The organism is Clavibacter sp. MX14-G9D (assembly GCF_032917815.1).
Classification (GTDB): Bacteria; Actinomycetota; Actinomycetes; order Actinomycetales; family Microbacteriaceae; genus Clavibacter; species Clavibacter michiganensis_K.
In genome coordinates, this window is sequence record NZ_JAVCVL010000248.1 from 1 (window position 1) to 3,684 (window position 3,684).

Genomic DNA, 3,684 nt, shown 5'->3' on the forward strand with positions numbered 1-3,684 from the left:
CGTCGGCGTGCCGCCGGGCGAGCTCCGCGTAGAGCGGCTCGGGGCTCGACCCGGTCGCGACGCCGAGCACGCCCGCCGGCGACCCGGCGAGGAAGGCCTGCACCACGTCGGCGGCGGCGGACCCCAGGGCGGCCCGGTCGTCCACGGCGCGGACGCGGGGCGCGCGCGTCGACGCGGCCGTCACTTCAGGGCGCCCTTCGCGATGTCGCCGATGAACTGCTTGGCGCCGATGAGGAACACGATGATGAGCGGGATCACCGCGAGCAGCGCGCCCGCCATGACCATGCCGTAGTCCTTGCCGTGGGCGCTGTTCAGCTGGCTCATGGCCACCTGCAGCGTCAGCGTGCCCGGGTCGTTGAGCACGATGAGCGGCCAGAGGTAGTCGTTCCACGCGGCGATGAAGGTGAAGATCCCGAGGAAGCCGAGGCCCGGACGGATGAGCGGCAGGCACACCGTGAGGTACTGCCGGAAGAACCCGGCCCCGTCGATGCGGGCTGCGTCGATGAGCTCGTCCGGCACGCTCGAGACGATGAACTGCCGCAGCCAGAAGATGCCGAACGCGTTGGCGGCGGCGGGCACGATGAGCGCCTGCAGCTGGCCGACCCAGCCGAGGTTGATCATGGTCACGAACTGCGGGATCACCGACAGCTGCGCGGGCAGCATGAAGGTCACGAGCAGCAGCGCGAACAGCGGGCGACGGCCGGGGAACTCGTACTTCGCGAACGTGAACGCCGCGATCGAGTCGAAGAACAGCACCAGCACCGTGATGGAGACGGCCACGATGACCGTGTTCATGAGCGATCCGCCGAAGTCGATCGTGCGGAACACCGCCTGGATGTTCTCCCACAGGTACGGCCCCGGCACGAGCACGGGCGGCGACTTGTAGATGTCGCTCGTGGTGTTGCTCGCCATGACCACGAGCCAGTAGAGCGGGAACAGGCTGACGATGGACCCGGCGAACAGGACCCCGTGCAGGATGACCCGGCCGGGCGGCAGCTGGCGGCGGCCGGCGGGGCGGCCGGTGCGCTCGTCGCGCGGGCGCCCGGAGGCCGGGTCGGCGATGCGGGCCGCGGCGGAGCCCGCCGCGTGGACGGTCGTGCTCATGCGCGGTGTCCCTTCCTCGTGCCGGGCGCCTTCGCGACCTTCTCCTTCTTCTCCGACCCGAGCCGGAAGCTGATGATGGAGAAGATCACCACGAGCAGGAAGACGCCCCACGCGATGGCGGCGCCGTAGCCGAAGCGGTTGTAGTTGAAGGCCTGCTGGTAGAAGTACAGGACGGTGGTGAGGCCGGCCTGGCCCGCGCCGCCCGAGTTCGGGTTGGTGGTGCTGGAGGAGGCGGTGAGCACCTGCGCCTCCGTGAAGCTCTGGAGGCCCGTGATGGTCGAGACCACCAGCACGAAGAGGATCGTGGGACGCAGCAGCGGCAGCGTCACCGACCAGAAGGTGCGGATGGCGCCGGCGCCGTCGAGCTTGGCGGCCTCGTAGACCTCCGTGCCGATGGCCTGCATGCCGGCGAGGAAGATGATCGCGTTGTAGCCCGTCCACTGGTACGTGATGAGCACGGCGATGGTCACCTGGATCGCCCACGGCGTGGAGAGCCACGGCACGCCGTCGAGGCCGATCGCGCGGAGGCCCGCGTTCACGAGCCCGAAGCTGTCGCCGAAGATCGAGCCGAACAGCACGGCCATGGCGACGACCGAGGTCACGTTCGGCACGAAGTAGCTGATCTTGTAGAAGGTGCTGAGGCGCTTCGCCGAGTTGAGCATGGCGGCGACGACGACCGCGATGGCCATCATCGGGAACGTCGACAGCGCGAAGATGATCAGCGTGTTGCGGATCGACAGCCAGAACGTGGCGTCGGCCGCGAGGGCCTGGAAGTTGGCGAGGCCCACCCACTCCGCGGTGCCGAGCCCGTTCCAGTCCTGGAACGAGAGCACGAGCGAGTAGAGCGCCGGGAACAGGCCGAAGACCAGGAACAGCAGGAAGAACGGCGCGATCGCGACGTAGTACGGCCACGTGCGGCGGATGCCGCGGGTGCCGGCGGCCCCGCGGGAGCGCGCGGGGCCCGGGGCACCCGCGCCCGCCCGGGAGGACGCGCGCAGGCGCCCGCCCGGGCGGACGACGGTGGGGATCACTGCTTCGCGGTCTTCAGCGCGGCCTCGCCCGCGGCGACGGCGTCGGTCCAGGCCTGCGCCGGGTCCTTGCCGAGCGACGTGACGTTCTGCAGCTCCGTGACGAACGCGGCCTGGACCTGGTTGTCGTAGGGGCTGACGTAGGCGGTGGGCATCTCCGCGGCGGCGTCGGCGAAGACGCCGACGGTCGACTGGCCGCCGAAGAACTCGTCGCCCTGCTGCAGCTCCGGGGAGTCGTAGGCGGCGGTGGCCGAGGGGAAGATGCCCTTGTCGGCGTACGCGGTGACCTGGTTGTCCTCGCTCAGCACGTCCTTGATGACCGCGAACGCGGCCTCCGGGTCCTCCGTGCCGGCGGGGATGGAGAGGAACGAGCCGCCGATGTTGGCCGGTCCCCCGGGCATGGGCGCCACGCGCCAGTCGCCGGACGTGTCCGCCGTCGCGCTCTTGAGGTCCGCCTGGTACCAGGAGGCGCCGAGGAGCGCGGGGAGGGATCCGTTGGTGATGGCGGACGCCCAGTCGGGGCTGCCGTCGGTCACGTTGGCCGTGAGGCCGTCCTGGTAGGCGAGCACCGCGCGGTCCCACGCCTCCTTGATCTCGGGGCTGTCGCCCGTGAAGTCGCCGGACTCGTCGACGAAGCGCGTGGTGCCCTGGCCGATGGACTTGGTGAACACGTCCGACGCGTCGACGAAGATCGCGCCGCCGGTCGCGTCCTTCAGCTTCTTGCCGAAGGCGAAGTAGTCGTCCCAGGTGGCGGTGGCCGCGGCCACCTCCTCGGGCTCGCTGGGCAGGCCGGCCGCGGCGAACACGTCGGCGCGGTAGTAGAGCGCGGTGGGGCCGATGTCGATGGGGAGGCCGATGAGCTCGCCGTCCTCCGTCGTCGCCTCCTTCAGCTTCCACGCGGGGTACTGGTCGGCGATGTCCTGCGCGCCCAGGTCGTCCAGGTTCTCGAAGAGGCCGTCCTCGCTGAGGAAGTAGGGCATGTCCTCGCCCTTGACGCCCGTGACGGACGGCAGGCCCGAGCGGCCCGTGAACGTCGTCACGAGCTTCTGCTTGAAGTCGCCGCCGATGGTCGAGACGTTGAGCGTGGTGCCGGGCACCGCGTCCGGGACCGTGTCGAGCACCGTCTGGCTGAGGCCGTCCGGCCAGATCCACAGGTCGAGCTCGCCGCCGGCCGAGGATCCCGACGACGACGAGCAGGAGGCGAGGACCGGCGCGACGAGCGCGAGGGTCGCGACGCCGACGACGAGGCGCCGGGCACGGGTGCGGCGGGCGGGGTGGTGGGACATGGTGGTTCTCGATTCGGTGGGGTGGGGCGGAGGGGCGGGCGGGGGATCCGGGTACGGGGGCGTCAGGCGAGGAGCCGGGCGCCGTCGGGGTGGTCGAGGGCGTCGGCGAGGTAGTCGTAGCGGCCGGGCTCGGCGGCGTCGGGGTGGGCGCGCAGCCAGGGCACGAGCTCCGCGAGCCGCGGGGCGCCGGACGCGCCGCCGGGGCGGGTGACCGTGATCCCCGCGACCAGGCACGCGAGGTCCACGCGCTGGGTCAGCGTCCAGGG

Annotated in this window: 3 protein-coding genes and 2 pseudogenes; all 5 read right to left on the bottom strand. The window is 71.2% G+C overall.

Annotated features, from left to right (window positions below):
- A pseudogene (locus Q6969_RS14045) lies at positions 1–184 on the bottom strand (glucosamine-6-phosphate deaminase); the annotation flags it as partial.
- Positions 181–1,104: a carbohydrate ABC transporter permease gene (locus tag Q6969_RS14050; protein WP_317230994.1), complete on the bottom strand. Its 924-nt coding sequence runs from the start codon at positions 1,102–1,104 to the stop codon at positions 181–183. The gene Q6969_RS14050 and the pseudogene Q6969_RS14045, both read right to left, overlap by 4 nt.
- The gene (locus Q6969_RS14055; RefSeq protein WP_172407142.1) at positions 1,101–2,135 is read right to left on the bottom strand and encodes a carbohydrate ABC transporter permease; all 1,035 of its coding nucleotides are present in this window, start codon (positions 2,133–2,135) and stop codon (positions 1,101–1,103) included. The genes Q6969_RS14050 and Q6969_RS14055 overlap by 4 nt, the downstream gene beginning before the upstream one ends.
- Positions 2,132–3,418 (bottom strand): extracellular solute-binding protein, encoded by a 1,287-nt coding sequence (locus tag Q6969_RS14060; protein ID WP_317230995.1) that lies wholly within the window; start codon positions 3,416–3,418, stop codon positions 2,132–2,134. Before Q6969_RS14060 ends, Q6969_RS14055 begins: the two co-directional genes overlap by 4 nt.
- Positions 3,419–3,480: 62 nt before the next feature.
- Positions 3,481–3,684, bottom strand: a pseudogene (locus tag Q6969_RS14065) (carbohydrate kinase family protein); the annotation flags it as partial.

What these genes read in the sequence shown, in the direction of transcription:
- Q6969_RS14050 (WP_317230994.1), bottom strand. Translation starts at nt 1,104, where the DNA reads ATGAGCACGACCGTCCACGCGGCGGGCTCCGCCGCGGCCCGCATCGCC.
- Q6969_RS14060 (WP_317230995.1), bottom strand. Translation starts at nt 3,418, where the DNA reads ATGTCCCACCACCCCGCCCGCCGCACCCGTGCCCGGCGCCTCGTCGTC.